Source organism: Haladaptatus sp. ZSTT2 (assembly GCF_037081775.1).
In the GTDB taxonomy this organism is placed as follows: Archaea; Halobacteriota; Halobacteria; order Halobacteriales; family Halococcaceae; genus QDMS2.
This window is the reverse complement of sequence record NZ_JBAMHQ010000001.1, coordinates 2,003,107-2,026,527: the sequence shown is the minus strand read 5'-3', so window position 1 is coordinate 2,026,527 and position 23,421 is coordinate 2,003,107. Positions and strand designations below refer to the sequence as shown.

Annotated in this window: 27 protein-coding genes and 2 tRNA genes; 15 read left to right on the top strand and 14 right to left on the bottom strand. The window is 60.4% G+C overall.

Annotated elements, in window-relative coordinates:
* Positions 1–50 precede the first annotated feature (50 nt).
* The gene (locus V5N13_RS11145) at positions 51–659 is read right to left on the bottom strand and encodes a translation initiation factor IF-2 subunit beta (RefSeq protein ID WP_332897989.1); all 609 of its coding nucleotides are present in this window, start codon (positions 657–659) and stop codon (positions 51–53) included.
* Between the two features lie 97 nt (positions 660–756).
* On the opposite strand from V5N13_RS11145, the gene V5N13_RS11140 reads away from it, so the two are divergent.
* Entirely contained in the window at positions 757–1,092 is a 336-nt protein-coding gene (locus V5N13_RS11140; protein WP_336360810.1) for a dihydroneopterin aldolase family protein, read from the top strand.
* A gap of 76 nt (positions 1,093–1,168) precedes the next feature.
* Complete coding sequence (locus V5N13_RS11135; protein ID WP_336360809.1) at positions 1,169–1,606, top strand: DUF5790 family protein; 438 nt, start codon at positions 1,169–1,171, stop codon at positions 1,604–1,606.
* Here the strand turns inward: V5N13_RS11135 and V5N13_RS11130 are convergent, their stop codons facing one another.
* The 3 genes from V5N13_RS11130 to V5N13_RS11120 are packed head-to-tail and all read right to left on the bottom strand — an operon-like array spanning position 1,607 to position 4,834.
* Positions 1,607–2,332 carry a creatininase family protein gene (locus tag V5N13_RS11130; RefSeq protein ID WP_336360808.1) on the bottom strand — a complete coding sequence of 242 codons (726 nt, stop codon included), beginning with the start codon at positions 2,330–2,332 and terminating at the stop codon, positions 1,607–1,609.
* A 33-nt stretch (positions 2,333–2,365) separates the two neighbouring features.
* Entirely contained in the window at positions 2,366–4,279 is a 1,914-nt protein-coding gene (locus V5N13_RS11125; RefSeq protein ID WP_336360807.1) for an ABC transporter ATP-binding protein, read from the bottom strand.
* 42 nt (positions 4,280–4,321) lie between these two features.
* Positions 4,322–4,834 (bottom strand): DUF192 domain-containing protein, encoded by a 513-nt coding sequence (locus tag V5N13_RS11120; protein ID WP_336360806.1) that lies wholly within the window; start codon positions 4,832–4,834, stop codon positions 4,322–4,324.
* An 84-nt stretch (positions 4,835–4,918) separates the two neighbouring features.
* Between V5N13_RS11120 and V5N13_RS11115 the strand changes: the two genes are divergently transcribed.
* From V5N13_RS11115 to V5N13_RS11105, 3 genes are all read left to right on the top strand, one after another.
* A tRNA-Val gene (locus tag V5N13_RS11115) sits at positions 4,919–4,992 on the top strand.
* A gap of 523 nt (positions 4,993–5,515) precedes the next feature.
* Positions 5,516–6,877, top strand: coding sequence for a right-handed parallel beta-helix repeat-containing protein (locus V5N13_RS11110; RefSeq protein WP_336360805.1), 1,362 nt, complete (start codon positions 5,516–5,518; stop codon positions 6,875–6,877).
* Between the two features lie 373 nt (positions 6,878–7,250).
* Positions 7,251–7,324 (top strand) — tRNA-Phe (locus V5N13_RS11105).
* Positions 7,325–7,510: 186 nt separating this feature from the next.
* On the opposite strand, the gene V5N13_RS11100 is transcribed toward V5N13_RS11105, so the two are convergent.
* Positions 7,511–8,086, bottom strand: coding sequence for a low temperature requirement protein A (locus V5N13_RS11100; protein WP_336360804.1), 576 nt, complete (start codon positions 8,084–8,086; stop codon positions 7,511–7,513).
* The gene (locus tag V5N13_RS11095; protein WP_336360803.1) at positions 8,076–8,807 is read right to left on the bottom strand and encodes a low temperature requirement protein A; all 732 of its coding nucleotides are present in this window, start codon (positions 8,805–8,807) and stop codon (positions 8,076–8,078) included. Before V5N13_RS11095 ends, V5N13_RS11100 begins: the two co-directional genes overlap by 11 nt.
* Before the next feature lie 200 nt (positions 8,808–9,007).
* Between V5N13_RS11095 and V5N13_RS11090 the strand changes: the two genes are divergently transcribed.
* Positions 9,008–9,133 (top strand): hypothetical protein, encoded by a 126-nt coding sequence (locus tag V5N13_RS11090; RefSeq protein WP_336360802.1) that lies wholly within the window; start codon positions 9,008–9,010, stop codon positions 9,131–9,133.
* A gap of 52 nt (positions 9,134–9,185) precedes the next feature.
* Here the strand turns inward: V5N13_RS11090 and V5N13_RS11085 are convergent, their stop codons facing one another.
* Positions 9,186–10,706 carry an aldehyde dehydrogenase family protein gene (locus V5N13_RS11085; protein ID WP_336360801.1) on the bottom strand — a complete coding sequence of 507 codons (1,521 nt, stop codon included), beginning with the start codon at positions 10,704–10,706 and terminating at the stop codon, positions 9,186–9,188.
* 346 nt (positions 10,707–11,052) lie between these two features.
* On the opposite strand from V5N13_RS11085, the gene V5N13_RS11080 reads away from it, so the two are divergent.
* The 3 genes from V5N13_RS11080 (at position 11,053) to V5N13_RS11070 (ending at position 12,003) form a co-directional block, all read left to right on the top strand.
* Positions 11,053–11,247: a cold-shock protein gene (locus V5N13_RS11080; protein ID WP_332897978.1), complete on the top strand. Its 195-nt coding sequence runs from the start codon at positions 11,053–11,055 to the stop codon at positions 11,245–11,247.
* A 2-nt stretch (positions 11,248–11,249) separates the two neighbouring features.
* Positions 11,250–11,444 carry a cold-shock protein gene (locus tag V5N13_RS11075; RefSeq protein WP_332897977.1) on the top strand — a complete coding sequence of 65 codons (195 nt, stop codon included), beginning with the start codon at positions 11,250–11,252 and terminating at the stop codon, positions 11,442–11,444.
* Between the two features lie 151 nt (positions 11,445–11,595).
* Complete coding sequence (locus V5N13_RS11070; RefSeq protein WP_336360800.1) at positions 11,596–12,003, top strand: nuclear transport factor 2 family protein; 408 nt, start codon at positions 11,596–11,598, stop codon at positions 12,001–12,003.
* Positions 12,004–12,023: 20 nt separating this feature from the next.
* Here V5N13_RS11070 and V5N13_RS11065 read toward each other — a convergent pair whose 3' ends face one another.
* Positions 12,024–12,428 (bottom strand): carboxymuconolactone decarboxylase family protein, encoded by a 405-nt coding sequence (locus V5N13_RS11065; RefSeq protein ID WP_332897975.1) that lies wholly within the window; start codon positions 12,426–12,428, stop codon positions 12,024–12,026.
* A gap of 180 nt (positions 12,429–12,608) precedes the next feature.
* Positions 12,609–13,043 (bottom strand): universal stress protein, encoded by a 435-nt coding sequence (locus V5N13_RS11060; RefSeq protein WP_336360799.1) that lies wholly within the window; start codon positions 13,041–13,043, stop codon positions 12,609–12,611.
* Positions 13,044–13,206: 163 nt separating this feature from the next.
* Here V5N13_RS11060 and V5N13_RS11055 point away from each other — a divergent pair, with 163 nt between their 5' ends.
* Positions 13,207–13,632 (top strand): Hsp20/alpha crystallin family protein, encoded by a 426-nt coding sequence (locus tag V5N13_RS11055; protein ID WP_332897973.1) that lies wholly within the window; start codon positions 13,207–13,209, stop codon positions 13,630–13,632.
* Positions 13,633–13,873: 241 nt separating this feature from the next.
* Here the strand turns inward: V5N13_RS11055 and V5N13_RS11050 are convergent, their stop codons facing one another.
* Together V5N13_RS11050 and V5N13_RS11045 are read right to left on the bottom strand one after the other, a co-directional pair.
* Entirely contained in the window at positions 13,874–14,062 is a 189-nt protein-coding gene (locus V5N13_RS11050) for a hypothetical protein (RefSeq protein ID WP_332897972.1), read from the bottom strand.
* A gap of 71 nt (positions 14,063–14,133) precedes the next feature.
* Positions 14,134–15,120 carry a glutathione S-transferase family protein gene (locus V5N13_RS11045; RefSeq protein ID WP_336360798.1) on the bottom strand — a complete coding sequence of 329 codons (987 nt, stop codon included), beginning with the start codon at positions 15,118–15,120 and terminating at the stop codon, positions 14,134–14,136.
* A 141-nt stretch (positions 15,121–15,261) separates the two neighbouring features.
* Between V5N13_RS11045 and V5N13_RS11040 the strand changes: the two genes are divergently transcribed.
* Complete coding sequence (locus V5N13_RS11040; RefSeq protein WP_332897970.1) at positions 15,262–15,792, top strand: 50S ribosomal protein L16; 531 nt, start codon at positions 15,262–15,264, stop codon at positions 15,790–15,792.
* A gap of 44 nt (positions 15,793–15,836) precedes the next feature.
* Positions 15,837–16,697, top strand: a complete 861-nt coding sequence (locus V5N13_RS11035) for an ATP-grasp domain-containing protein (protein WP_336360797.1) — start codon at positions 15,837–15,839, stop codon at positions 16,695–16,697.
* Here V5N13_RS11035 and V5N13_RS11030 read toward each other — a convergent pair.
* Both V5N13_RS11030 and V5N13_RS11025 read right to left on the bottom strand, forming a co-directional pair.
* Positions 16,694–17,074, bottom strand: coding sequence for an Hsp20/alpha crystallin family protein (locus tag V5N13_RS11030; protein ID WP_332897968.1), 381 nt, complete (start codon positions 17,072–17,074; stop codon positions 16,694–16,696). The genes V5N13_RS11035 and V5N13_RS11030 overlap by 4 nt on opposite strands.
* A gap of 42 nt (positions 17,075–17,116) precedes the next feature.
* Complete coding sequence (locus V5N13_RS11025) at positions 17,117–18,130, bottom strand: type II glyceraldehyde-3-phosphate dehydrogenase (RefSeq protein ID WP_336360796.1); 1,014 nt, start codon at positions 18,128–18,130, stop codon at positions 17,117–17,119.
* Between the two features lie 114 nt (positions 18,131–18,244).
* Between V5N13_RS11025 and V5N13_RS11020 the strand changes: the two genes are divergently transcribed.
* Together V5N13_RS11020 and V5N13_RS11015 are read left to right on the top strand one after the other, a co-directional pair.
* Complete coding sequence (locus V5N13_RS11020; protein ID WP_336360795.1) at positions 18,245–19,219, top strand: aminopeptidase; 975 nt, start codon at positions 18,245–18,247, stop codon at positions 19,217–19,219.
* A 54-nt stretch (positions 19,220–19,273) separates the two neighbouring features.
* Positions 19,274–19,927 carry an HVO_0476 family zinc finger protein gene (locus V5N13_RS11015; protein WP_336360794.1) on the top strand — a complete coding sequence of 218 codons (654 nt, stop codon included), beginning with the start codon at positions 19,274–19,276 and terminating at the stop codon, positions 19,925–19,927.
* An 85-nt stretch (positions 19,928–20,012) separates the two neighbouring features.
* On the opposite strand, the gene katG is transcribed toward V5N13_RS11015, so the two are convergent.
* Positions 20,013–22,151: a catalase/peroxidase HPI gene (gene katG, locus V5N13_RS11010; protein ID WP_336361429.1), complete on the bottom strand. Its 2,139-nt coding sequence runs from the start codon at positions 22,149–22,151 to the stop codon at positions 20,013–20,015.
* 316 nt (positions 22,152–22,467) lie between these two features.
* Between katG and V5N13_RS11005 the strand changes: the two genes are divergently transcribed.
* On the top strand, positions 22,468–23,406 hold the full coding sequence (locus V5N13_RS11005) for a class I SAM-dependent methyltransferase (protein ID WP_336360793.1): 939 nt from the start codon (positions 22,468–22,470) through the stop codon (positions 23,404–23,406).
* Positions 23,407–23,421: the final 15 nt, after the last annotated feature.

Genomic DNA, 23,421 nt, shown 5'->3' with positions numbered 1-23,421 from the left:
TCCGGGCGGGGACAGTAAGTAACGTGCGATTCAGAAAAGCCGTCTGCAGATTAGGCGAGCCGCGCGAACGCCAGCGTGCCGGAGATGTTTTCGATGTAGATGTTCACCACGTCACCCTCCTGTGCGCCGGGGACGAAGATGGTGTACTTGCCTTTCTCAGCGACACCGTCGCCCTTGCGGCCGGTGTCGGTGATTTTGACTTCGTACGTCTTGCCCTCTTCTAAGACGGCACGATTCTGCGTCGTGGTAGTCTTCGTGCGCTTTGCGACCGGACGGAAGGCACCACAGGCCTCACAGCGGAGCATCTGCGTGCGTCCTTCCATCGTCAGGCGGGTGTCGGGGAGGCCACACTCAGAGCAGATGACGAACTCTTCCATGTAGCTCTCGATGGCTGCCTCGAAGTCAGAGGCCGAAAACGACCCGTTGTAACGCGCCCAGTTCTCGTCGATTTGGCCGTTGGTACCGAACTCGCGCTGGATGGCGCTGTGGAGGTGTTCTGGCTTGCGCGAAAGGGCGTCCGCAATCGCATTCAGGTTTGTCAGGCGGGTGAATGCCCCGTCTTTTTGCGCCTGCGCGTCTGGCACGCGAAGTCGGTCTTCGCTGCCCCGGAAGTCGGGCACAGACTCCATGGCCCGATCTAAGCTGGCTTCGTAGTCCATGGTCGGAAAAGGAGTTGGGGGCGTAAAGGAGTTGCGTGATTGGTTATCGCGCAGTGGCACACGAAGAGGTAAACTGCTCGCACGTCGAGACACAGCTATGGAACCGACCGACGCAGAGACGGCCTGTTTCGAGGCGGGCATCAAGTTCGGCACGCTGTACCACCAGTTCGCGGGCACCCCAATCAGCCCCGAGAGCGCAGACAGCCTCGCACGCGCGATGGAGGAAGCTATCTTGAACCAGCCTCACTGCGAGGACGTGACGGTCGACATCCGCAAAGACGACCTCGAAGCGGCCATCGATCACGGCTACACCGAACTCACGGGCAAGTTCATGGATGTGGAGATGCGCATCGCCTACGAGGGTGTCACCGTGCACACGCGTATGGCGATGGAAGACGGCTATCCAATGATGCGCGTCGTCGATGTCGAGTGAAACCCCCAGCCTGCACGCGATTTTCACTTTCAGTTTCGGGCAATAGTATAAAAGGAATGCCAACGAATACCGTGCTATGAGTCAAGCGACGCTCAACGATGACGAACTGTTCGGCGAAGCGGCAAGCGAAATGCGGGCCGACGTCGAGTCGCATCTCCAGCAAGCATACGAGTCGCTCCCCGCCGCAGACGACGTGTGGGACGTGGAAGCCGAGAACACCCTCGGCGTGCTCAACTCCCTGCGCTCTGCGCTGAACCCCGGCGACGCAGAAGAACACCTGCGTAACGCCAAAAAGTGGTACACGATGGGCGTGCGTGCCGACGCCTTCGAGGACGCAGACGACTTAGAAGAGCAAATCGAGGAACTCACCGAACTCATCGAGGACATCGAAGACGCCCACGAGAAAGTCGGCGGCCTCACCTCGACGATTCCAAAGCTCCGCAAATCGCTCGAAGCGATGGGCGAGGAAGCCGAGGCTGACGACGAGGAAGAAGACGAAGAAGAGGAAGAATAACTATCGGTGGGCGGGCCGCGACACGTCTCGCTCGCTGACTGCCTCTAACAGCTTTGCAAGCGCCGTGCCAGCGTCCGCGAGCAGCGCCTCGCCGCGTTTTGCGTCGCCTGCACTCGGGTCGCCGACCACGCCGTTTTCCGTGAACTCAGCCGAATCCACCGCGAGGTTTACGCGACTCGTCCAGTCGCCCCACCGCTCTGCTGCGCCCTCGCGGGCCTCCTCGATGCGGTTTTCGTGGACGAGGTCGGGGTTCGTGTGGCGGAGCAGGGCGGTTTCGAGCGGCCCGCCGTGGCCCATCTCGCTGTTTCCGGTGAACCACGTGAAGGGGACGGCGAAAGCGTCGTCGTGGCGGGTGATGGTCTGGCAGATTTCTGCGAGCGCGTTGATGTTGCCGCCATGGCCGTTCACAATGACGACGCGATCCCACCCGTGAGAGGCGAGGCTCTGGACGGTTTCGCGCACGTACTGGCGGAAGGTGTCGTCTGAGACCCAGAGCGTGCCCGTGAACTGGCGGTGTTCTTCGGCGATACCGACGGGGATGGTCGGGGCGACGACCACCTCATCGTCGTAGGCGTCGTGTCCGGCGGCGGCGACGGCTTCTGCGGTGAGGATGTCGGTTCCGAGCGGGGCGTGTGGCCCGTGCTGTTCGGTGCTTCCGACGGGGAGCAATGCGAGCGACGTGTCGAGGGCGTCCGCGTCCGTCCACGATTCCTCGGCGAGGTACATGGCAGACCCATGTGCCTGCCTGACCTTAATGTGTCAGTCTGTGGATTCGGTTCGCGCCTGTCTGCGGGCGGCGCGCTCGATGAACTCCTCGGGGAGTGAGTCGATTTCACCGGCTTGGACGCCCCAGAGGTGGGCGTAGAGGCCGTCCGCGGCGAGCAGGTCGTCGTGGGTGCCGCGTTCGACGATTTTCCCGGCTTCGAGCACCACGATTTGGTCTGCGTCCTTGATGGTCGAGAGGCGGTGGGCGATGGCGAACGTCGTCCGGTCTGCGGTGAGTTTGTCGAGGCTGCGCTGGATGAGCATCTCCGTCTCGGTGTCCACGTCGCTCGTTGCCTCGTCTAAGATGAGGATGTCCGGGTCGCGGAGGATGGCACGGGCGATGGCGATGCGCTGGCGTTGGCCGCCCGAGAGTTTCACGCCGCGTTCGCCGACCATCGTATTGTAGCCCTCCGAGAGGTTCTGGATGAAGTCGTGGGCTTCTGCGGCTTTCGCGGCTTCGATTATTTCCTCGTCAGTCGCGTCGAAGGTGCCGTAGGCGATGTTCTCCATGACAGTCCCGTAGAACAGGAACGTGTCCTGACTGACGTAGCCAATCGAGTTGCGGAGACTGGAGAGGGTCACGTCGCGGATGTCGGTGTCGTCCACCGTGATGGCTCCCTCGTCTACGTCGTACATCCGGAGGAGGAGTTTGAGGAAGGTCGATTTGCCTGCACCGGTTGGGCCGACGAGTGCGAGGGTTTCGCCGCCCGCCACGTCCACGGACACGTCTTCGAGGATGGTGTCCTCGCCGTAGCCAAAGGTGACGTGGTCGTAGGCGACGCTGCCGTCTTCGACGTTGAGGTCGATGGCGTCGGGTGCCTGTTCGATGCGCGCGGGTTCGTCCATCAGCCCGAAGATGCGGGCGCTGGAGGCGCGAGCGCGCTGGTACATATTGATGATCTGGCCGAACTGCGCCATCGGCCAGATGAACCGCTGGGTGTAGATGATGAACGCGACGAATTGGCCTGCGCTCAGCGTGCCAGAGAGCGGGCCCGGCGGGCCGTTGAGCACCCAGAGGCCGCCAACGGTGAACGTGATGACGAAGCCGATGCCGGCGAGGACGCGAAGCGCGGGGAAGAACTTGATTCGCGTCGTGATGGCGTCCCAGTTGGCGTCGAAGTAGTCCATCGACACGTCATCGACGCGGTCGGATTCGTAGGGTTCGGTGTTGCTCGCCTTGATGACTTGGATGCCACCGAGATTGTTTTCGAGCCGTGAGTTCACTTTCCCGACCGACGAGCGCACGTCTGCGTATTTCGGCTGGATGATGTTGACGAACTTGTAGGTGAAAAACGCGATTGCGGGCACCGGAACGAGCGCGATGACGGCGAGTTGCCAGTTCATCGCAAACAGGATGATGGCGATGCCGACGACCATCACCGAGAGGCGGAACGCGGAGTTCATCCCGTCGTTCAAGAATCGCTCTAATCGGTTGACGTCGTTCGAGAGGATAGACATCATCTCGCCGGTCTGTTTGTCGGCGAAGAAGTCCATGTTCAGCCGCTGCATCTTGTCGTAGGTGTCTGTGCGGATGGCGTGCTGGATGTTCTGGGCGAAGTCGTTCCACCCCCAGTTGCGGAGCCAGTGGAAGCCAGCGCCGCCGAAGAAGGAGACGCCGATGATCCCAGCCGAAAACCACAATTGGCCAGTTCGGGTGGTCGGCAGCCACGCCTCGGGGACGAGCCAGAGGCTAAACGACGCCGTCTGGAAGAAGATGGCGTCGATGGCAACGGCGAGGATGAGCGGGGGCAAGAGGTCTAAAACACGAGCGACAACACTTCCGAAAAGGCCGACGGCAAACGAGCGTTTGTTAGAACTACCGTACTGCGTGAACAGACGCAACATCGGGTTCTCGACGCGTTCGCGCTGGGCTTCGAAGGGGTCGTCCTCGTCTGCGGGGACGTCCATTGCCCTGAATCATGGGAGGGAGACGGAAAAGGATATTCCCAGTCACTCAGTGACAGTGACCGTATCACCGACCGAAACGCCGTGGTCGGTCGTCCAGCCCCGGTTCACTTCAAGGATGTACTGCCCCGTGCCGGGATAGCGCGTGAGGTCGCTGTTGTTGGTTCCCTCAGGTGGGACGGGCGCGTGGTAGATTTTGGTAATCGTCCCGTTCGCATCGACGAAAATGATGTCGAGCGGGAAGTCCATATCCCGCATGACAAAGGTGTGTTCCCCCTCCGAGTCGTAGGTGAACAACATTCCCTCATCTGCGGGCATCGAGGTGGTGTTCGAGAGTCCGGTGTAGCGTTTGGCTGGCGTATCTGCGATGCGGGCGGTGACGACGCCGAGCTGCTGGCCGGTTTCGTCGGTGACCGTCACTTCCGTCCAGTTGTAGTCGCCGTCTGCGGGCGGGGCGGGTGGGCCGATGAGCCCGAAATTGAACGCGAGAAGGGCGACAACCCCGATGATGAGAAACGGGATTGGGCCTTTGAGGAGGGTTCGAGCCGAGAGGTCCATGGCTGTGAGGAGGCGCGGCCACCCGGTAAGGGTTCCGGACGAGAAAGTAACTGTTATTCTTGGGCAGTGGTTTGGTTGGGGTGCGGGCTCGTGGTCTAGTTGGTTATGACGTGGCCTTTACAAGGCCGAGGTCGGTGGTTCGAATCCGCCCGAGCCCACTAATTCTGTGCGAGCGACAGCGAGCACGAATTCGTGCCGAGAGGCCGATTCGAAGTAGGGAACGAACGAGCGAAGCGAGTGAAGTTCGCGTGGTTCGAATCCGCCCGATTCGACACACACCAGCCCAATCCCACTCAAAAAACAAGTTCTGCACATCTGTCCCAAACCTGTGTGTTAACAATTAACTCTTACTTTCGTGATAGACAAGGTAAAAGATTATGTCCTCGGAGAGGGTATGGTAAGGTGGCCTAACTGGAGGGCCCCCAAAATCCAGTGTGGAGTCATTTGTAAGCGAATGAGTCCACTTTCCCCCAGGGTCGCTGATGCTCCCCCACTTGCATCAGCGGTCCCCCATCTGTTTACTACTCAAGAGAGAAATCGCTACGCTCAAAGGGTGTGGCGGTGAATTTTCTGTTGTTTCACACGTTGATTGAGTGATGTTTTTGCCCAATTTCTGTTGTTTTATCGCCTTAGCGCGTTCATAATAAACACACTCAGCCACTGAGTTGTGCCTACACCGCTATGTCAACACAGGCTGCAGTGTTTGGAACTTTACTCGTCCTCCTTTCTACAACAGCGGGTGGGACCGTGATCGGGGGCGCGCAGGCTGAGGTCGTTACAATCGACGAATGTCAGACGATTTCTGCCGGTGGGGAGTACCGACTTGGACAAAACATCTCGAACGAGGGCCGCGAGGCGTGTATGCAGGTGACCGCGAGCGACGTGTCCATCGACGGGGCGGGGTACACGATTGACGGCCCGGCACAGGGTGCGGCAATCCTCGTTGAGGGCGAGGGGACGCTCACCGACGTGACCATTGAGAACCTCTCGGTCCAACGGCGCAGTGGTGGCATCCAGCTCCACGGCGTCGATGGCGGGGCCGTGCAGGACCTCACACTCAAACATGGTGACGTGACCGGAGCAATCTACCTCGATAACACGACGGACGTGACGGTTGGGAACAACGACATCTCCCACAGTATGTTCGGCATCGTGCTCAACAACGCAGACGAGAACACGGTGGTCGGAAACGACTTCAGCGAGAACCACCTCGCTCAGGAGACGCTCGTCGTCGACGATTCGTCGGACAACGACATCAAGAACAACGTGTTCGTGGAGGGAACGGTCGACGTGCGGCCCGATGCCCCCGGGAACACCATCGTCGGGAACACCTTCCGGACGGACGGCAGAATCTACCAGAGCACGGCGTTTCTCATCCGGAGCGATAACAACGTAGTTGCAGACAACAGCATCAAGAACGTCGAAACCGGGATTGCCGTCACTGGTTCGAACAACAACGTCCACGACAACCACATCATCGGCGCGACCGAGTTTGCCATCACCGCGAGTGCAACCGGCCAGACCATAGAAGAGAACACGCTGGTCGGAAGCGGCGAGGGCATAGACATGGCGGGCGGGGGCATCCAGCTCAACGGCGGCGACCACGTCGTGATGCGAAACATCCTCACCGACAACGTCCACGGCATCGAAGTGCGTTCGGTCAGTGATTCGATGACCATTGAGCGCAACCGATTTGCCAGTAACAACATCGGCATCGAAATCCACGAGACGGCACTCTGTGGCGCGGGCGGCGAGGGCGCAGAACTCGTCGAGATTCACGAGAACGATCTCGTCAACAGCCACGCCTACGGTGTCGTGAACCACGACAGCGACGTGGTCGATGCGACGAACAACTACTGGGGGTCATCTGATGGCGTCTCCTCGCACGAAAGTGCCGCAGGAACGGTCGTCGACCCCGTGAGCGGCACGGAAGCAGACGGCTCCGGTGACGCCGTCTCCGCGCGCCGTGGGACGAACACCGCCAGTGTGCAGTTCGACGGGTGGCTCGACTCGCCCGTGTTCGAAGCCACGGCAGACGCATAACGGAAATGAACAGGCGAGAGACGGGTGCCGTGTCTGTCAATTTAGTAACTGGATAATACAGTATTCTGGGCGAATGTTTCTGCGTGGTTACTGATGCCACGAAGTACACGGCACACGGTTCTGAAAGCACTTGGCCTCACCGCCGGTGTCGCCGGAAGCGATATGTGCCACCACACCCCATTCTGTGCAATGGCAAAATCGTGTCCGAAGTGCAGCGGCTACGTCAAATCCGCGGGCGGGACTGACTATGAGTGCGTAGACTGTGGAACAACGTTCGACGTGGCCGACCTGTTTTTGCCCTGACTCTGCCGCCGCCTTTCGAAATCCTTTTTTGTGCCGTCACCCTCCGTCCGATTGCACACAAGCGACGTGCGCCGCCTTAGCTCAGCCTGGGAGAGCACTCGACTGAAGATCGGGCTGTCCCCGGTTCAAATCCGGGAGGCGGCATTTTCTGATTTCAACACCTCCAGCGAGGCGTCTCGTCGCCGAGCAACTCGGTTGAGATCTGTAACTGCGAACCGAGCGGATTTGAGCCAGACGAGTCGCAGCGCCGAGTGAAACGAGGCGACCGTCTCGGCGTGGTTCAATATCCGGGAGGCGGCACCACAGTTCCGAAAGTCCACCCCCTCGGCGTCACGTTTCCATCGCAACCGCCTGTTCTTGAAGATACGCCCGAAAGCCCTCGAAGGCGCTCAATCCAACCAACAGCACGGCGACTAGCCCGACAAGCGTGAGCGGGCCGATTTCAGGCGCGAGAAACGCCACGAGTATCAATAGAGCGGTTGCAGTCAATCGCACGGCGAGTACGTGGTTGTGGGGTGGTTCGGGTGTGGTTCGGTGGACGAGGCTGGTGCCGAGGAGGAAGATGGCGACACCACCGGCGACGGCGGCGGTGGCGCTCGGTTCGAGTGTGTGACTCTCGATTGCGGCTTCGATGGCGAGTGCGATGCCGACGCCGGTCGTGATGATGCCAATGAACACGACGATGTGGCCGATGACGTGGGCGAACGACACTTCGCGCTCGCGCGACCACGCGCCCGAGTTCGTCCGGTACATCCGGTCTACGAACCACTCGTCTACGTGGCGGAAGTAGGTCCACCAGAACGAGACGGCGATGAGAAAGCCAGCGATTGCAGTGAGCGCAGAGCCGACGGCCCAGTCGGTGCCGGAGGTGCCAACGGCGACGGCGAGGACGGTTTCACCGAGCACGAGGATGGTAAACAGGCCAAGCCGTTCTGAGAAGTGCGAGGTGGGTCGGGGGATGGTTTCGAGGCCGACGGTAGCCTCGGACGGTCAAGACGATGCTCACGACGAACGAGAGGCCCCAAATTGCAAAGCGAGTGGGTTCTGGGAAGAACAGCGAGACCGCCCAGACGCTTGCGCTGAGTGTGGTCGAGCCAATGACGAACGCGGAGAACTGCCGATACTCGGGGACGTTGAGCCACACGCGAAAGTACATCCCGATGTAGAGGGTGCGCAAGAGCAGGTAGGCGAGGGCGAAGGCGAACGACCCGCCGTGAAGCGCGCTGGGAATCGTCCCCGTGAGGACGATGACGCCGAACATGACGGCGACCATCCCGACCCGGTGGACGATGTCGTCGGTATCGAACTGGTCTGCGTAGGTTGAGAATCCGAGCCACGTCCACCAGACGATGACGAAGAGGCCAGCAAAGCCGAGAAAACCCGTGAGCGAGTGGTTTTCGTGGAGCAGGCCGCCGAGTTCTGCGACGGCGACGACGTACACGAGGTCGAAAAACAGTTCCAACCACGTCGCATGGCGGTCACCTTCTCGGTTGTAGAGCGTCGGCGGACGTCTGGCTGCCCGCAGAAAACGCGTCGAGTGGTGGACAACCCCCATGCTGTCGCGTCCGCGGACTGGTGGCTCTCCGCGTGCCTCCCCCACGCCGTCTGTTGCCGTTCTCTCAACCACCAGTTCCCTCCCGCGTTTCGACGCCGAACACCGAATGCGTCGCTCTAGAACTACGCTGGGGTGCAGAATAAAGCCGCTAGCGCGGGCGAGGGGTGTGAGGAAGCGATCCATCCGAGCCTGCAAGGACCATCTAACGAGACTGGCTCCGGAGATTTCGACTGGCCACAAGCGGTAACCGTGGCACACGAAAATTCACAGGCATGAAAACCTCAACACTCATTTTGGCGTTCGGCGCGGGATTGTTCGTGCTGCCGATTCCGGGGACGTTTATCGGCGGCGCACTGGTGTTTCTCGCTGGCCTACTCGTTCGGTGGCTTGGAAATTAACACGGGTGAAAAGCGAAAGCGAGGCGGGAGATACCGAAAATTAGGGTGGGATTCAGCGAAGCGAGATGTCGATGCTTTTGGTCTGCATGTAGTGGTAAACGGTCTCTCGAGCGCGCTCGCGGCCGATTCCGGACTGTTTATAGCCGCCAAACGGCATCCCGTCTGGGAAGTCGTTGTACTGGTTGACCCAGACCGTGCCTGCCTGCAGGTCGCGGGCAGCTTTGTTTGCGTTCGTGAGGTCGTCGGTCACGACACCGGCGGCAAGGCCGTAGTCCACGTCGTTTGCGAGCGCCATCATCTCGTCGTAGTCGTCCCACTCGAACACTTCGAGGACGGGGCCGAAGATTTCCTCTTGGACAGCCTCGTGGTCGTGGTCGAGATTCGTGATGAGCGTCGGCGAGACGAAGCTGCCCGCGGCGAGTGCGTCGTCGTCCGGTGCGGAGCCACCCGTGAGAATGGTCGCGCCCGCCTCGCGGGCCTTCTCGACGTACGAAAGCGTGCGTTCTGCTTGCTCTTTCGAGACCTTCGGCCCCATGCGCGTGTCGTCAAGCAGTGGGTCGCCAAGGGCGAGGCCTTCTGCGGTTTCGGTGAGTTTCTCCAAGAACTCCTCTGCGATATCTTTGTGGACGAACAGGCGCGAGCCTGCCGTACAGCACTCGCCGGTGTTGTAGAAGATGGCGATGTTCGTAATCGCAACCGCCTTTTTCAGGTTGGCGTCGGGGAAAATGACGAGCGGGCTCTTGCCGCCGAGTTCGAGCGTGACGTCCGCAACGCGGTCTGCGGCGTTTTTCATGACCTGCTTGCCGATTTCGGTCGAACCGGTGAAGGCGAGTTTCCGCACGTCCGGGTGCGTGGTGAGCGGTTCGCCCGCGTCGGGGCCGAATCCGGTGACGACGTTCACGACGCCGTCGGGGAGCACGTCGTCAATTTCGGCCATCAGCTTGAGCGCGGTGAGCGGCGTCTCCTCTGCTGGCTTGAGGACGATGGTGTTGCCCGCAGCGAGCGCGGGAGCGAGTTTCCACGACGCCATCAGGAGTGGGAAGTTCCACGGGATGATTTGGCCGACGACGCCAAAGGGCTCGTGGACGGTCTGAATCTGGCGCGGGCCGTCGGACGGGACGGTTTCGCCTTCGAGCGAGCGCGTCACGCCCGCGAAGTAGCGAAAGTGTTCTGCGGCGAGGTAGACGTCTGCACGGGCTTCGTTGATGGGTTTGCCGTTGTCGAGCGTTTCGAGTTGCGCGAACGCCTCGCGGTTGGCCGAGATGCGGTCTGCGATGGTTTCGAGCAGTTTCTGGCGTTTGGCGGGACCGGTCTGTTTCCACTCTTCGTCGAAGGCAGTCTGGGCGGCGCTCACGGCGCGGTCTACGTCGGCTGCGTTTCCGGCTTGGATATCTGCGAGCACCTCTCCGGTGGTCGGGTCGCGCGTCTCGAACGTCTCGCCGGAGGCGCTTTCGACCCACTCGCCTCCAATGTAGAGGCCAAGTTGGTCTGGGACGACCTCCGCGGCCGTGTCGGCGTGGCGGTCGCTAATTGTCTGTCTGTCCTCTGGTACGTCTCCAGACTCAGTGGTCATCGTAGCTGGAAATGGTCGGTCACCCGGCTTAAGTGTGAATCCGCACATGGGCGGAGAGAAACCAATTGTGGTTACACTTCGTCGGGTACGGCCTGGAATAGACAGAAAATGGTTACATCGTGTGTCGCGTAACCACGTCGCGAGCGCCACACCTCGATGAAACTGCCAAGACCAACAGAGTAGCGTGGCGAACTGACGAATACGCACAATATTTTGTAAAATTGCGCAAGTACGAGCAATAAGTAGCCATTTGTCGTCCGATAGTCGGTATATTTCTCATAGATTTTCAAATCTTGAAACTACATTCAGAAGACTTAACAGTGGCAAGTCCCTCGAACCAAAGGTAATGGCGAAAGGTAACGTTGATTTCTTCAACGACACAGGCGGTTACGGTTTCATCAAGACGGACGACGCAGACGACGACGTGTTCTTCCACATGGAAGACATCGGCGGCCCAGACCTCGAAGAAGGGCAGGAAGTCGAGTTCGACATCGAGCAGGCCGACAAGGGTCCCCGCGCAACGAACCTGGAGCGTCTGTAATCATGGCGAAAGGTAAAGTCGACTTCTTCAACGACACCGGCGGCTACGGTTTCATCAAGACGGACGACGCAGACGACGACGTATTCTTCCACATGGAAGACGTCGGCGGCCCTGACCTCGAAGAAGGAACCGAAGTCGAGTTCGACATCGAGCAGGCCGACAAAGGCCCTCGCGCGAAGAACGTCACCCGCCTGTAAGTCGGGTTTCTCGTTCAGCAACTAACTAAACTTTCTCAGAGTATTTTACGGCCAAGAGCGCCGCGTGCAGAAATAGAGAGACGCATCCACGGTATGCCCGGCGAGTGACCGCCACACAAACTTACTTCCCTCACTCCTTCGAGGGTGAACCATGGCATCATCTGTCGAAGACTACCTCGAAATCAGTCAGCTCAAACATGAATACTGCTATCTCATCGACGACCACGAGTACGACGCGTGGGTCTCGTTATACACCGAAGACGGCTCCTTTGGGCGCGCCGGTGACGACCGTGCAGAAGGCGTCGAGGGGCTCCAGTACTTCGCAAACCAGATTTTCGACGAAATGTACGAGCAGACCGCCCACCTGCTGATGAATCCCGTCATCAACGTGGCGGGCGACGAGGCGACCGGTCGCTGGTACGTGTTGCTCATGTACACCGATAGCGAGGGTGAACAACGATGGATGCAGGGGCGCTACGAAGACGAGTTCGAGCGCGTCGACGGCGAGTGGAAGCTGTCTGCGGCGACCGTCGTGCCGCTGGCTAGTGGGTCGCTCTAACCAAAAAAATACTCGCGGGACTAGCTTCCCGAAAGGTGTTCACCGATTTGCTCGAACTCTTGCATGAACGTATCCATGTCGTAGTGCTGTGCGTGCAATATGGCGCTGTAGCGGGCCGTGTAGCTCGCAAGCGTGAAGAGTTCAGCCATTTCGGCTTCGGTCGCACCATTCATCTCCGCGGCACCCTTGTGGAACGCCTGACAGTACGGACATTTAATGTTGGCTGCGACTGCAAGACCGATCAGTTCACGATACTTTGCTGGGATCTCCGTCTCCTCGACGGCATATCGCTTGAAAGTAGGCCATTCTGCGATAACATCGTCTTCTGGCAGAGCTTTGAACCACCCCGGTACGATGCCGAGCGTCGCTTCGATGTCAGCGAGTGTTTCGTCGTACGATGGCCCCTGTTTGCCTGTTGTTGCCATGTGTTTTCCTCAGTTGTCGATACAGTGTGGGACCCAATTGTCGGAGAGAGTCACACACAGGACAATCCACCCCACGGTGATCCGGTCTGTTCAGACGATCACCATAGAAACGTACGTTCGATAGGGGGAAAATTGTACCCCTACCCACTGGAAAAACGGATATTCACGAAGTGGTGTGGCTCAGTCGTCCGTCTCGGTCATGCGGACGGTGAGACAGGGAACCGACGAACTGCGGACGACTTTTTCGGTAACACTCCCGAGGAGATAGCGGCCGAGTCCTTTCCGTCCATGGGTTCCCATCACGACGAGATCGATGTCGTTGTCGTCGATGTAGCGTAAGATTTCGCGGTGGGGCGACCCACTCTCGATGGTCGTTTCGGTGACGATGCCCGCTTCGACTGCTTGGTCGTTTATCTCCGCGAGGGCGTTCTTGCCGTTTTCTTCGAGGGTGTCGATGATGAGGCCCACGTCCACTTCCGGGGCGAACGCTGCGGTGTCGATGACGTAAAGGGCGTGGAGCGTCGCGTCGTAGGTCGCAGCGAGGTCGAGCGCCTGCTCGATGGCTTTTTGCGTCCCAGCACTCCCGTCAGTGGGGAGTAAAATGTTTTGGTACATACAGGAGTTACAACCGGTGGGATAATAGTAGTACGCCCCGATTCCAGCGAAATAAGATTCACTTCAGGTAAAGGAACTCCTTTCAGGCGATTTTCCGCTTGCTATCACGGGTGACGCTACGTTTAATATCTCAAAGCGCTTATAAGGATGTCGGTAACCTACCATGCGAATCAACGACCGCTTTGACGAAATGGACCGCCTGATGGAACAGATGCGCGAGCGAATGATGCGCTCGCCCTTTGGTGGGATGGAGTGGAGCGACTTCACCCCCGAGTTCCGCCACGCGGGGAGCAACATGACCCTCGAAACAGACGAGGAGGGTTACGTTGTTCTCGCGGACATGCCGGGCTTCGAGAAGGAAGAACTCGACGTTCGCTTCGACAACAGCGTGCTCACGATTACGGGCACCCACGAGGCAGAAGACGACTACACCTCCCAGCGCCGCCAGGTCCACGAGCAGATGACGATTCCCGGTGAGATTCGGGAAGCCGACATCACCGCATCGTACCGCAACGGCGTCCTCGAGATTCACCTTCCAACCGAGGAAACGATGGACGACAGCAGCCACCGCATCGAGATTAGTGACTGAGGAACGCGCAGAGCGCGTTCCGAAGGTTGGAGAGGTGTTTCTCTCCAGAGCTGAGCGAAACCGTTAGGTTTCGCGAAGGTTGGCAACCATGTTGCCAGAACTGAGAACCGTTGGTAGAGAGGGACCACGGGCACCGAACGCGATTCAAGCGTCGTTGCGAGAGTGTCCCCTTGCAGTTTTTCGATTTTTACAGACACACAGCGGGAGCTAGCGCCTGCAGCAACACTAAAAAAGTGTGGAGTTATGCGTCGATGGACTCTCCGTCATCAAGCAAGATATCTTCGAGGGAGACGTCTTCTACGTCTTCTTCGAAGTCTTCGAGTTGTTGGTCTTCGTCGACCACTGCCAGTTCCCGTTCAGCCTCAGCCGCGAGCAGTTGTTTCTCCTTGCGAAGCCCCTTCTTCTCTCGGCCACGTTTTGCATCTGGCATAGACGAATGCTATACGTTACCAAAGTACTTGAATCTGCGTTGCCGGGCAAAAAACGATCGACGTGTAGGGTTTACTGAATGAGCGCGCCCGGTGGGCCACCCGCGAGCCGGTCGCGGTCGTGGGGTGCCTCGAAGTCGAGCACTGGTCCCTTCGGGATGATACCCTTCGGATTCAGGCTCTCGTGGGTCGTAAAGTAGTGTTCTTTGATGTGTGCGAGGTTCACCGTCTCCGCGACACCGGGGGTCTGGTAGAGGTCTTTGAGGTAGTTCCAGAGATTCGGGTAGTCAACGATACGCCGGAGGTTACATCGGAAGTGGTTGACGTACACCGGGTCGAAACGCACGAGCGTCGTGAACAGACAGATGTCCGCCTCGGTCAGTTTGTCGCCCGCGAGGTAGCGCTGGTCTGCGAGCACATCCTCCCAATGGTCGAGCGCGGCAAAGAGGTCGGTGACGGCGTCCTCGTAGGCCTGTTGTGAGTCTGCGAAACCGGCGCGATAGACGCCGTTGTTGATGGGCGCGTAGATGGCGTCGATGGCATCGTCTATTTCCCCACGGTAGCCTTCGGGGTAGAGCGTCACGTCGTTCCCAAAGTCAGCGAAAGCGGTGTCGAGCATCCGGAGGATTTCTTCGGATTCGTTGTTGACGATGGTTTCCGTTTGCGTGTCCCAGAGAACCGGAACGGTCACGCGCCCGGTAACGTTCGGGTCGGCCGCGCGGTAGGTCTCGCGCAGGTAGTCGAAGCCGTTGATGGAGTCTGGGGTACAGCCCGCCTTTTCCGGCGTGAACTGCCAGCCACCTTCGTCGCGGTAGGGGTCGACGACGTCCATCGAGATGACATCCTCGAGGCCGCGAAGGCTTCGGATGAGTGCGGTGCGGTGGGCCCACGGGCACGCCCACGAGATGTAGAGGTGATAGCGCCCGGCCTCGGCGGGGTAGTCGGCGTCGGGGTCAGCTTCCACCCAGTCGCGGAACATCGTGGACTGGCGCTCGAACTCGCCGTCCTCGTTCGTCGACTCGTAATGATGGCCCCACTCGCCATCGTTGAACATCTTCATGGGCGGTGCATGGGAGTGAATGCGTATAACCGCACGCAATCGTGTGAGCGATTCGCACGAAATCGGCCGCGTGAGGCCCATCTGTTGCCGTCGGTTCGAAGGGTTTATTGACGCGGTAGGCGTCAGCCTCCAGTAGTAACCATGGCCGACAAACCTGCCTCGATGTACCGGGACATCGACAAGCCGTCGTACACCCGACGCGAGTACATCACCGGAATCCCCGGTTCCAAAGTCGCACAGTACAAAATGGGTGCCGTGGACGCAGACCCTGACGACTATCCAGTCCAGATTTCCCTCGTCTTAGAGGAAGCCTGCCAGATTCGTCACGGCTCGCTCGAAGCAGCACGCCTGAGCGCGAACCGCGCGCTCATCAAGCAGCTCGGTGAGGGCAACTACAAGATGATTCTTCGCAAGTTCCCACACCAAGTGCTCCGCGAGAACAAACAGGCAACCGGCGCGGGTGCAGACCGTGTTTCTGACGGGATGCGCCTCGCCTTCGGGAAGCCAGTCGGCACCGCCGCACGCATCCCGAAAGGTGAGCGCCTGTTCACCGCGTGGTGTAGCGTAGACCAGGCACCGATTGTGAAGGACGCCCTTCGCCGTGCCTACAACAAGGTCTCCCCACCATGCCGCATCGTCGTCGAGCGCGGTGAAGAACTGCTCGTCGCCTAATCGGCCACGGACCATTTTTACTGCTGCCCGCGCTCAGTGAGCGTATGCTCCGTCTCGCGGTTGCGACGAACAAGGAAACCTACGACCGGATGCAAGCGCCGCTCGAAGCGCGGGGGATTCTCGCAGAATACGTCGAAACGAGAGAGCGGACGCTCTCGCTCACCGAACCCTGGCACGGCTTCGACGTGGGCTTTGTCTACCCCACGCGTATCATGGAAGGCGGCGTCGCAGACGCCCTTCTCAACGTTCCGTGGTTAAACGACCGGGAAGCGATTCTCACCTCTCGAAACAAGGCCGGGGTCATCGCCGCCCTCGCCCGTGAGGGACTCCCCGTCCCGGAAACGACGATGGTCTCGAATCCCACCGACCGCAGGGACCTCGAAGCCGTCTTCGAGGCGTTCGAGCGGCCCGTCGTCGTCAAGCCGAACTCCACGACACGCGGCACGGGCGTCGTCAAAGTCCACGATGCAGACTCGTTTCTCGGTGTCTCTGACTATCTCTCGCTCATTCACGACTACCGTGCGACCGGCGACAAGTCATTTCTCGTCCAAGAGTACCTTTCAGATGCACGAGACTACCGCGTGATGGTGTTAGACGGCGAGTACGTCGGTGCGGTAGAACGCCGCTTACCCGAAGACAGCGACCACTGGAAGCACAACGTCCACCGAGGCGCAAAAGCGACGGGCATCGACCTGCCCGACCATCTCAAGGAGCTTGCAGAGCAGACTGCTGCGGTGCTCGACATTCCGCTTTTAGGGGTTGACCTGCTCGTCACCGACGACCGCGCGGTGGTAAACGAGACGAACGCGCGGCCCACGATTGACGACCCGAAGAAGTACGAATCCGGATTCTACGACCGGCTCGCCGGTGTGATTCGAGAAACCGCAGAAGAGAACAGAGATTAGTTGACGCTGATGTCAGCGGAGTCCTCTGCGCGCTCCAGGGTCACTTCAAGGACGCCGTTGTTGTAGGTGGCCGTTGCGGAGTGCTCGTCTACGCGCACGGGAAGCGAGACGTGTTCGTCGTACTCACGGGTCTCGCTCTCCGCGGCGATGGTCAGCGTTTTGCCGTCGCATTTCAAGTCGATTTGGTCTTTGTCGACGCCGGGGAGGTCAGCGATGACGCGAACGACATCGTCCTCCTCGTACACGGAGACGTGGGCGTTGCCCGCTTCGTCGCGTTCGACGTTAACGTCCACGTCATCCCCAATCACGTCATTCATCATCCGCTCGATTTCCCGGAACAGGTCGTCGAACGGGTCGCGGTCATCTCGTCGTTTCATTGGAATTGAGTAGGTGTGTTGAGGGCAAAAGACTTGGGTCAGTTAGATACCCATGCCCATCGCTTCGTTGGTCTTTGCGACGCTCTCTGCGGCGTCTGCGGTGCCGAGGACGGCGCGAATGGCGTCTACGTTCTCGGGGACAACGTCCGATTCCTGGTGGATGGCCTGGAACAGGTAGAGGTCGTTGCCTTCCATGCTGATGGACTCACGCCAGATGCAGTTCTCCCAGAGGTCACCACGCGGGCGGCCGATGTCGTGGGCGAGCTCCTTGAGTTTGCCCGCGCCGTCGATGTTCATGTTCTCGTGGATGAGGAACAGGCGCGACTCCTGTTCTAAGAGGTCGCGCACTTCGTCCGCGGTTGGCTCGGATTCGAGCGAGACGTTCACGCTGTGGGTGTGCATGAGCGTCGCGGGAACCTTCATACCGAGCGTGTCAATCGAGAGGTCGGGGAAGATGGTCTTCACGTCGGGACCGTGGTGAGACGGGAGCGTAATCGGGTTCGGGAGGATGTCGTTGATGGGGCCACGGGAGGTCTGGCCGGGGTCGCCGCCGCGGCGGACGAGCGTGACGCGCATCTTTTCGATGCCAAATTCCTCTTCGAGCGGGGCGGCCAGTCGGGAGAGGCCGGTCGTGTTACACGAGACGACACGGACGTGGTCTGCGCCCTCAGCCTGCGCGTAGTTGCCGCGGGCGTTGAAGCTCACGTCGACGAGGTCTGCGTCCTCGCCACCCTGGTAGAGCGCGGGGGTTTCGTACTCGTCGTAGAGTTCCTTGTTCTGTGCGCCGATGCCGGAGGGCGTCGCGTCGACGATGATGTCTGCGGCGTCGATGAGCTCTTCGACCATCCCGGCGAGTTCGAGCCCGGATTCCTCGAATAGCGGGGCGCGCTCTTCGATGGCGGCATAAAGTGGATAGCCCTTTTTCACCGCGGTTTCTGCCTCGAAGTTCGGTCGCGTCTTTGCGACGCCGATGACTTCCATGTCGTCTTGGGCGCGGACCGCATCTGCCACGCGCTTGCCAATTGTACCGTAGCCGTTAATCCCGACTTGTATCATATGTGGCGGTGGTTTTGCTGTCTGCATAATCGTTTCGGGCAACCGTGTGTGTCGTCAACGCGCGACAGAGCGCAGATGAGAACTGCTAATGGCCCCGGCCACCACACCTGATTCATGACAACTCGCGCGACCGACGCGGAACTCGCCGCCGCCGCAGAAACCGCCATCGGCCAGTGTCTCAACCTCCAAGCTGACGAAAGCTGTCTCATCGTCACCGACGACGAACGCGAGCGCATCGGCGAGGCGCTCTACGCCGCCGCCCGGGACGTGACCGCAGACGCGACCATCATGCGCTACCCGCCGCTCAGCCAGCACGGCGAAGAGCCCGCTGCCACCGTCGCCGCTGCCCTGCGCGAAGCCGACGTGTTCCTCGCGCCGACCACCAAAAGTCTGAGCCACACCCGCGCCCGCGGGAACGCGAACGACGCCGGGGCGCGTGGTGCGACCCTGCCGGGCATCACCGAGGAGGTGTTCACGACCGGTCTCGACGCCGACTACGAGAACATCAAGCAGACCTCCTACGAGACGATTGCGAAGGTCGAAGACGCAGACGAAGTGCGCGTCACCTCCCCCCAAGGGACGGACATCACCTTCGCGTTCGGCGACCGCAAATGGCTCGCAGACACCGGCATCGTCCACAAGCCGGGCCACTTCTCGAACCTGCCCGCAGGCGAGGTGTTCATCAGCCCTGTCACCGCGACTGGGAAATTCGTCGTAGACGGGACGATGATGCCCTACGGGCTGCTCGACGAAGGGCAGGAACTCTCCTTTACGGTCGAAGACGGCTACGTGACCGAGGTCAGTGACGATGACATCCGCGGGCAAATCGAGACCGCCGCAGAAGAAGTCGGACAGGACGCCTACAACCTCGCGGAACTCGGCATCGGGACGAACGTCGCGGTCGCAGACCTCGTCGGCTCCGTCCTCTTAGATGAGAAGGCTGCCGGGACGGTTCACATCGCCATCGGTGACGACGCGGGCATCGGCGGCGACGTGTCCGCCCCGCTCCACTTAGATGGCATCCTGCGCGAGCCGACCGTGTACGCAGACGGCGTCGAAATCGACCTGCCACAGCCAAAACAGGCCTGAGCGGACTGACGAGAATCGCCACGCACTTTTAGGCTCGACCGGTTAGAGGTGCCCATGAGTACTCATTCAGACCGCGTCGCCGTGGTCTGCCCCTCGTGTTCACCGAAACTCGAAACCGTCCACGAGGTTCTGAAGCCCGGAAGCGGACAGGTCACCGTCCGCTGTACGGAGTGCGACCACGTCCACAAGACAACCATCGAAATCGAGTCCACCGTCGAGAAGATGGTGGTCGTCTCACAGGACGGCGACTCGTTCAAAGCAACCGTCAGCGCCCCGCCAACCGAGAAGAGCGCAGTGGGCGAAGAGTTCATCGTCGAAACCGACGAGGCCATCCTCACCGTCCGCATCACGAGCATCGAACTCAACGGCGGCCAGCGCGTCGAGGAAGCAGAAATCAAGGACATCAAGACGTTCTGGACGCGCGCAGTTGACAACATCAGCGTGAACGTCACGATGCACCCGAAAGACGGGCGGCGCGACGAAACGAAAAGCCTCAAATTGCAGGTTCCCGGCGACTACGAGTTCACCGTGGGCCGCAAAGAGGAGTTAGACGGCGAGGAGTTCACCGTCGAAGGCATCATGATTCGTGACGACGCAGAGGGCTACGACCGCGAGCAGTTCGACTTCGGCGGCGACACGGCGACCGCAAAGGACATCAAACGGCTCTACGTCCGCGACGAGAGTTCGACCGCCTGGTCGGCTTGGTAGCGACTCAGTTTTCTAGACGCGACGCGGCGCGCTGCGCGTTCGACAGCAGAACGAAGCCAAAAAAGAAAACCAGTGAGCGGCGCGTTTAGTCGAGGTCGAACCGGTCGAGATTCATGACCTTGTTCCACGTCTCGACGAAGTCGTGGACGAACTTCTCCTCTGCGTCGTCGGTTGCGTACACTTCCGCGAGGGCGCGAAGCCGGGAGTGCGACCCGAAGATGAGGTCGGCACGCGTGCCTTTCCACTTGCGTTCACCCGTCTCGCGGTCGCGGCCTTCGAACACAGTTTCAGCGTCGGTGACCGGTTCCCACTCCGTCTCCATGCCAAGCAGGTTGACGAAGAAGTCGTTGGTCAGCGTCTCCGGCTGGTCGGTGAACACGCCGAGGTCAGACCCCTCGTAGTTGGCGTCGAGCGCCCGCATCCCGCCGACGAGCACCGTCATCTCGGGTGCGGTCAGGTTGAGCAGGTCTGCTTTGTCCACGAGCGCCTCCTCTGCCGGGCGGTCGTGGCCGTCTTTCTCGTAGTTCCGGAAGCCGTCTGCGTCCGGTTCGAGCACGGCGAACGAGTCCACGTCGGTCTGCTCTTGGGAGGCATCGACGCGCCCCGGTTCGAACGGAACGGTCACGTCGTAGCCCGCGTCCTGTGCTGCCTGTTCGACGGCCGCACAGCCACCGAGCACGATGAGGTCAGCGAGCGAGACCTGCGTCCCGTCCGACCGAGCGCTGTTGAAGTCCTCTTGGATACCTTCCAGCGTTTCGAGCACCGTCGCCAGCTGCTCCGGTTCGTTCACTTCCCAGTTCTTCTGCGGTGCGAGGCGGATGCGCGCGCCGTTTGCGCCCCCGCGTTTGTCGCTGCCGCGGAACGTCGAGGCCGACGCCCACGCCGTCGAAACCAGTTGCGAGACAGACAGCCCTGAGTTGAGAAGCTCCGCTTTGAGCGCGGCGATGTCTTCCTCGTCGATGAGGTCGTAGTCGGCTTCGGGGAGCGGGTCTTGCCACAGCATCTCCTCGTCTGGAACCTCCGGGCCGAGGAATCGGGATGGTGGCCCCATGTCGCGGTGGGTCAGCTTGTACCACGCCTTCATGAAGGCGTCTTTGAGCTGGTCTGGGTTCTCGTGGAACCGCTCTGCAATCTCCCGGTAATCGGGGTCGCGGATGAGCGCGATGTCCGTCGTAAGCATCATCGGCGTTTGCTCTTTTGACGGGTCGTGAGCATCCGGCGCAGCGGCGACTTGGGACTCGTCGGTTGGCTTCCACTGCCACGCGCCGCCGGGGCCTTTGTGCGGTTCCCACTCGTAGTTGAGCAGGTTGTCGAGGTAGCCCATGTCCCACTGGATTGGCGAGGACGTCCACGGGCCTTCGATGCCGCTCGTGATGGTGTCTGGGCCTTTGCCTTCGCCGTAGCTGTTCTCCCAGCCGAGACCCTGTTTCTCGATTGGGGCGGCTTCTGGCTCCGCACCGAGATGGTCGCCGGAGGCCGCACCGTGGACCTTTCCGAAGGTGTGGCCGCCTGCGATGAGCGCGAGCGTCTCCTCGTCGTTCATCGCCATGCGGTCGAACGACTCGCGGATGTTCTTCGCTGACGCAATCGGGTCGGGTTGTCCGTCAGGACCTTCCGGATTCACGTAGATGAGGCCCATCACGGTCGCCCCGAGTGGTTTCAAGAGTTCGCCGTCGTCGCTGAAGCGGTCTGAGGCTTCCATCTCGTTTTCTGGTCCCCACCAGACGGACTCGTCAGGCTCGAACATGTCTTCGCGGCCGCCCGCGAAGCCGAACGTCTCGAAGCCCATCGACTCTAAGGCGACGTTTCCGGTCAGAATCATCAGGTCTGCCCACGAGAGTTTTTGGCCGTATTTCTGCTTGACCGGCCAGAGCAGGCGACGGGCCTTGTCGAGGTTCGCGTTGTCCGGCCAACTGTTAAGCGGGGCAAAGCGTTGTGCGCCACCGCCTGCACCGCCGCGGCCGTCGCTGGTGCGGTAGGTGCCGGCGCTGTGCCACGCCATCCGGATGAACAGCGGTCCGTAGTGGCCGTAGTCTGCTGGCCACCAGTCCTGTGAGGTCGTCATGACCTCCTCTATGTCCGCCTTTACCTCGTCTAAGTCGAGCGAGAGGAACTCTTCTGCGTAGTCGAATTCCTCGCCCATTGGGCCGACAGAGCGAGCATTCTGGTCGAGAATGTTCAGGTCTAACTGGTTTGGCCACCAGTCGTGCTCTTTTCGTTGCATCATTAGGTGCGCACCTCCGTGAGTATGTCCGGCACCTGCCCGCCGGAGTTGGTTGTCTGTGTGGGTCGGTCTACGGTCGTCTGGGAATGGTCTGTGTCCCCCATCCCACGTTTGGGCATCTCATCGGACATAGGTAATCAAAGTACGTTCGAAGGGTTCGTGCCAGTCGCGAAAAAAGGTAGCGGAGACGGCAGGTAAGAAGGTGGCAAAACCGACACGACTCACACAGGTTTGCCTACGTGGAAATCAACACACGGTGGACACGCGGCTTTTTTACGACCCATCCCCACCTGCCGCACATGACGGAGGGACGCTGATGCCGACCCGAGACGCCGCGCGAGCCCACGAGTTCCGCGAGCTGCTCGTCCTCTGGGCGGCTCGTAAGGCAGGAATTCTCGATGCGGTGATGACGAAAGCCGGGACCCCGGAGACCGTCGCCCGCGAAGCAAACGTAACCGAGCGCGCCGCGCGTATCACCATCGAGGCGCTCGCCGAGCGCGGCTTTCTCAAACAGGTAGGTGAAGCGTACGAGCCAACGAACCGTGCGCTTGGGTTCTTCGCAAAAACCGACCTGAACTCAATCGGGCAGCTCTCACACGAACTTGACGCGCTCGACCGCTGGGTGGCGCTTCCTGAGGCGATGCGAACCGGTGAGCAGACACCCGAACCCCCAGAGTGGACGGTGAACAAGCTCGGCGCGCACGCCGCGATGGACGAGGCGACCGTGCGGGCGGTCGTGACCGCCGCCGTCCACTACCACGACGGTGGCACGCGCGTCCTCGACGTGGGCGGTGGCGCGGGAACGTACGCGCTCGAATTCGCCCGCCGAGGCTACGACGTGACGCTCTGTGACACGTCGGAAGTCATCGAACGCGACCGCGCACAGTTGCGCCACGAAGCCGTATCGTTGGTCGAAGGCCAGTTTGGAGCGCCGATTTCGGGGACGTACGACCTCGTCTTCGCCGGGGGCGTCGCCCACTGGCACGGCCCCGAGACTGTACAATCATTCATCGAACATGCACACAATGCGCTCGATGCAGGGGGTTCGCTCGTGCTCTCAGAGTTCGTACGTGGCCACGCGCAGAACCCCGCCCTCGTCGGCGCGCATATGCTCGCCCAGAGCGAACGCGGTGACACGTACACCGAACAGCAGTTCAGAACGTGGCTGTCCGCGGCTAGCTTCAAGGAGGCTCGCGTCGAATCCATCCCCGGAACGGATTTGCAATTAGTCGGCGGCAGGCGCGCCATTGATTAGTTGTGGCGCACTGTT

Coding starts and splice junctions, on each gene's coding strand:
- V5N13_RS11145 (WP_332897989.1), bottom strand. CDS start 659: ATGGACTACGAAGCCAGCTTAGATCGGGCCATGGAGTCTGTGCCCGAC.
- V5N13_RS11140 (WP_336360810.1), top strand. CDS start 757: ATGGAACCGACCGACGCAGAGACGGCCTGTTTCGAGGCGGGCATCAAG.
- V5N13_RS11135 (WP_336360809.1), top strand. CDS start 1,169: ATGAGTCAAGCGACGCTCAACGATGACGAACTGTTCGGCGAAGCGGCA.
- V5N13_RS11130 (WP_336360808.1), bottom strand. CDS start 2,332: ATGTACCTCGCCGAGGAATCGTGGACGGACGCGGACGCCCTCGACACG.
- V5N13_RS11125 (WP_336360807.1), bottom strand. CDS start 4,279: ATGGACGTCCCCGCAGACGAGGACGACCCCTTCGAAGCCCAGCGCGAA.
- V5N13_RS11120 (WP_336360806.1), bottom strand. CDS start 4,834: ATGGACCTCTCGGCTCGAACCCTCCTCAAAGGCCCAATCCCGTTTCTC.
- V5N13_RS11110 (WP_336360805.1), top strand. CDS start 5,516: ATGTCAACACAGGCTGCAGTGTTTGGAACTTTACTCGTCCTCCTTTCT.
- V5N13_RS11090 (WP_336360802.1), top strand. CDS start 9,008: ATGAAAACCTCAACACTCATTTTGGCGTTCGGCGCGGGATTGTTCGTG.
- V5N13_RS11085 (WP_336360801.1), bottom strand. CDS start 10,706: ATGACCACTGAGTCTGGAGACGTACCAGAGGACAGACAGACAATTAGC.
- V5N13_RS11080 (WP_332897978.1), top strand. CDS start 11,053: ATGGCGAAAGGTAACGTTGATTTCTTCAACGACACAGGCGGTTACGGT.
- V5N13_RS11075 (WP_332897977.1), top strand. CDS start 11,250: ATGGCGAAAGGTAAAGTCGACTTCTTCAACGACACCGGCGGCTACGGT.
- V5N13_RS11070 (WP_336360800.1), top strand. CDS start 11,596: ATGGCATCATCTGTCGAAGACTACCTCGAAATCAGTCAGCTCAAACAT.
- V5N13_RS11065 (WP_332897975.1), bottom strand. CDS start 12,428: ATGGCAACAACAGGCAAACAGGGGCCATCGTACGACGAAACACTCGCT.
- V5N13_RS11060 (WP_336360799.1), bottom strand. CDS start 13,043: ATGTACCAAAACATTTTACTCCCCACTGACGGGAGTGCTGGGACGCAA.
- V5N13_RS11055 (WP_332897973.1), top strand. CDS start 13,207: ATGCGAATCAACGACCGCTTTGACGAAATGGACCGCCTGATGGAACAG.
- V5N13_RS11050 (WP_332897972.1), bottom strand. CDS start 14,062: ATGCCAGATGCAAAACGTGGCCGAGAGAAGAAGGGGCTTCGCAAGGAG.
- V5N13_RS11045 (WP_336360798.1), bottom strand. CDS start 15,120: ATGAAGATGTTCAACGATGGCGAGTGGGGCCATCATTACGAGTCGACG.
- V5N13_RS11040 (WP_332897970.1), top strand. CDS start 15,262: ATGGCCGACAAACCTGCCTCGATGTACCGGGACATCGACAAGCCGTCG.
- V5N13_RS11035 (WP_336360797.1), top strand. CDS start 15,837: ATGCTCCGTCTCGCGGTTGCGACGAACAAGGAAACCTACGACCGGATG.
- V5N13_RS11030 (WP_332897968.1), bottom strand. CDS start 17,074: ATGAAACGACGAGATGACCGCGACCCGTTCGACGACCTGTTCCGGGAA.
- V5N13_RS11025 (WP_336360796.1), bottom strand. CDS start 18,130: ATGATACAAGTCGGGATTAACGGCTACGGTACAATTGGCAAGCGCGTG.
- V5N13_RS11020 (WP_336360795.1), top strand. CDS start 18,245: ATGACAACTCGCGCGACCGACGCGGAACTCGCCGCCGCCGCAGAAACC.
- V5N13_RS11015 (WP_336360794.1), top strand. CDS start 19,274: ATGAGTACTCATTCAGACCGCGTCGCCGTGGTCTGCCCCTCGTGTTCA.
- katG (WP_336361429.1), bottom strand. CDS start 22,151: ATGCAACGAAAAGAGCACGACTGGTGGCCAAACCAGTTAGACCTGAAC.
- V5N13_RS11005 (WP_336360793.1), top strand. CDS start 22,468: ATGCCGACCCGAGACGCCGCGCGAGCCCACGAGTTCCGCGAGCTGCTC.